Source organism: Lentzea sp., from assembly GCF_036380075.1.
Classification (GTDB): domain Bacteria; phylum Actinomycetota; class Actinomycetes; order Mycobacteriales; family Pseudonocardiaceae; genus Lentzea.
The window spans coordinates 1-2,576 of sequence record NZ_DASVFL010000344.1 but is presented as its reverse complement, the minus strand read 5'-3'; the positions used below and the strand labels follow the sequence as shown (position 1 = coordinate 2,576).

The window sequence follows — 2,576 nt, the reverse complement described above, 5'->3', positions numbered from 1 at the left end:
GCCGATCTGCAGCTCGCCCGCGAACGGCTCGTGCGTGCGCGTGAGGAAGAACGCCTGCGGTTGCGCCGCGACCTGCACGACGGCGTCGGACCGGCGTTGGTCGGCATCCGGTTGCAGCTCAAGGCGTTGCGCCGGTCGTTGGGCGACGTGCTGGACCCCGTGCTGACCGACGTCGACACCACGGCCGTCGAGGTGCGCCGGCTCGTGGACGGGCTACGGCCGCCGATCCTCGACCAGGGCTTGGCGCTGGCCGTGCGCGACGAGGCCGCCCGCTTCAACGGCGAGCTCCGGGTGCAGGTCGAGGCCGAGCCGATCGACGGGCTCTCCGCCGCCGTCGAGGTCGCGGCCTACCGGATCGTCGCGGAGGCGTTGACCAACACCGCCCGGCACTCCGGCGCCACGACGTGCTCGATCAGCGTCCGCACCGACGGCGACCTGGTCGTGGAGATCGTCGACGACGGCTGCGGGGTGGCGGTCGATTCCAAGCCGGGTGTCGGGCTGGACTCCATGCGAGAACGCTGCGCGGAACTGGGTGGATCGTGCACAGTGGGACCCGCGGAACCGCACGGCACCCGTGTGGTCGCGCGAATCCCGTTGGAAGCCCAGTAGTGGAGGGCACAGTGACCCGGGTTGTGATCGCCGACGACCACCCCGTGTTCCGGCGCGGGCTCAAGGCGTTGCTGGACGGCGAGGACGGCCTCTCGGTCGTCGGCGAGGCAGCCGACGGACTGTCGGCCGTCACGGTCGCGCTGGAAGCGGAACCGGACGTCGTCGTGATGGACCTGCACATGCCGTTGCTGGGCGGCGTGGACGCGGCGAAGCGGATCCTGGAAGTGCTGCCGTCCGTCGGAGTCCTCGTGCTGACCATGCACGAGGACGACGAGCTGGTGTTCGCCGCGATGAAGGCCGGCGCCCGCGGCTACCTGGTCAAGACGACCGACGACGACGAGATCGTGCGGGCCGTGCAGGCCATAGGAGCCGGCGAGGCGATCTTCAGCGCCACCATCGCCCAGCGCATGATGGGCTACTTCACCGCGATCTCGTCGTCGAAGGCCGTGCTCTTCCCGCAGCTCACCGACCGCGAGCGGGACGTGCTGGAGCTGATGGCGTCGGGCATGGACAACGCGTCGATCGCTCTCCGGCTGAGCCTGTCGGGCAAGACCGTGCGCAACCGGGTGTCCGCGATCTTCTCGAAGCTCCAGGTGGCCGACCGCGCGCAGGCGATCGTGCGCGCGCGAGAGGCCGGGCTCGGAAGTCCCCGCTAGTTCGGGACAGCGGTCACCTGTGCCGGGGACAGGGTTCTCGGTTGGATCGGCGGTATCCGCCGAAGGGGGCCCGATGGACATCACCTGGGACGTCGCACACGCGCGGCTCAGCCACGACCGCATGCTGCACATCGCCCGAGCACTCATCTCCATGCGACCCGAAGCCGTCACGCTCGGCGGCGGCGAACCGCTGGACGTGCCCGGCCTGTTCGAGATCGTCGGCATGTTCCGGTCGGCGGGGATCGACATCGTCCTGCGCACGAACGGCAAGTCGATGCACCCGTCGATGGTGCGCACGCTGCTGGAGTCGTGCGCCCGCATCGAGGTGTGCGCGATGGCGTTCACCCACGCCATGCACGCCCTGCGCCTGCTCGACATCGGCGCCTCCAGGCTGGGTTCGTTCGCTGTGTTCGGCCTGGACGCCACCGGGATCCGGCGCGGCTTCGACCGGCTGGAGGAGTTCTGCGCCACCACCGCGTTCGAGCTGCCGCGGCTGGGGTTCATCGCGTTCAGCGAGTCGCTCGGGTCGGACCACGCCCAGTACCTGCAGTCGCTGGCGCCGCAGTCGGTACGGGTGACGGTGGAGACCGCGAACACCTCGGTGGTCAGAGCCAGTTGAGCAGGGCACGCCAGGCAGGGGTGGAGAACGCGAGCCGGTCGCCGCTCGCGTTCTTCGTGTCCCGGACGAGGGCGTCGTGGGCCAGCGACACCTCGATGCAGCTTTCACCGCTGCCGCCACTGCTGTAGCTGCTCTTGCGCCAGACCCGTTCCGCCGCCATGAGGATCCTCTCGAAGCCCGCTGACGTACTCCGCCAGCCTGTACCTCGATTGTTCCGCACTCAGAGCGACGGCATCCAGCCGCTGGAAGAGCCTCCTGGTCCGGGCGACGGCGGTGCTGTCCTGCGCGTAGACCTGAGCCGTGTCGGACTCGCTGTACACGACCGGCGACACCTTGCCGAACTCGTACAGCGTGGCCGCGGACCGGAATGCGTGGACGTGCGCCGGCACAACCCGGAGGACATGGGTTTTCCACAGCAGGCGCCGGTATTGCTCGTCCCGCAATCGTGCGTCCCCCATCCGCAGCGCCAGCTCGTGCACGTAGAAGACGCACTCCGGCCGGTTGGGACGCCTCATGATCGCCTGCCGGGCCATGCGCGCCTGAACGAACTTCTCGATGTCCTCAGGTGCTTCGATCTGGGAGTCGACGAACAGGTGCCTGGCGTATCCCTCCGTCTGCAGAAGGCCGTGCACGGTGATCACCTCATAGGAGACGATCTTCGTCGCCATCGCCTCGGTCATCGCCAGCGTGCG

5 protein-coding genes are annotated in these 2,576 nt (G+C 69.0%); 3 read left to right on the top strand and 2 right to left on the bottom strand.

Features of this window, described 5'->3' with window-relative positions; translation table 11 throughout:
- The 3 genes from VF330_RS36575 to VF330_RS36565 all read left to right on the top strand — a co-directional run.
- Positions 1–609: sensor histidine kinase (locus VF330_RS36575; RefSeq protein ID WP_330856318.1), on the top strand; the 609-nt coding region annotated here is incomplete at its 5' end.
- Positions 610–620: 11 nt separating this feature from the next.
- Positions 621–1,265 carry a response regulator transcription factor gene (locus VF330_RS36570; protein ID WP_330856317.1) on the top strand — a complete coding sequence of 215 codons (645 nt, stop codon included), beginning with the start codon at positions 621–623 and terminating at the stop codon, positions 1,263–1,265.
- Positions 1,266–1,338: 73 nt separating this feature from the next.
- A complete protein-coding gene (locus VF330_RS36565) occupies positions 1,339–1,884 on the top strand; it encodes a radical SAM protein (RefSeq protein WP_330856316.1) in 546 nt (181 codons plus the stop codon).
- Here VF330_RS36565 and VF330_RS36560 read toward each other — a convergent pair.
- Both VF330_RS36560 and VF330_RS36555 read right to left on the bottom strand, forming a co-directional pair.
- Positions 1,871–1,975 (bottom strand): DUF397 domain-containing protein, encoded by a 105-nt coding sequence (locus tag VF330_RS36560; RefSeq protein WP_330856315.1) that lies wholly within the window; start codon positions 1,973–1,975, stop codon positions 1,871–1,873. The genes VF330_RS36565 and VF330_RS36560 overlap by 14 nt on opposite strands.
- Before the next feature lie 13 nt (positions 1,976–1,988).
- A partial coding sequence (locus VF330_RS36555; RefSeq protein WP_330856314.1) for a DUF5753 domain-containing protein occupies positions 1,989–2,576 on the bottom strand: 588 nt, incomplete at its 5' end.

Excerpts from the sequence above, each read along its gene's own strand:
- VF330_RS36565 (WP_330856316.1), top strand. The coding sequence starts at position 1,339 with ATGGACATCACCTGGGACGTCGCACACGCGCGGCTCAGCCACGACCGC.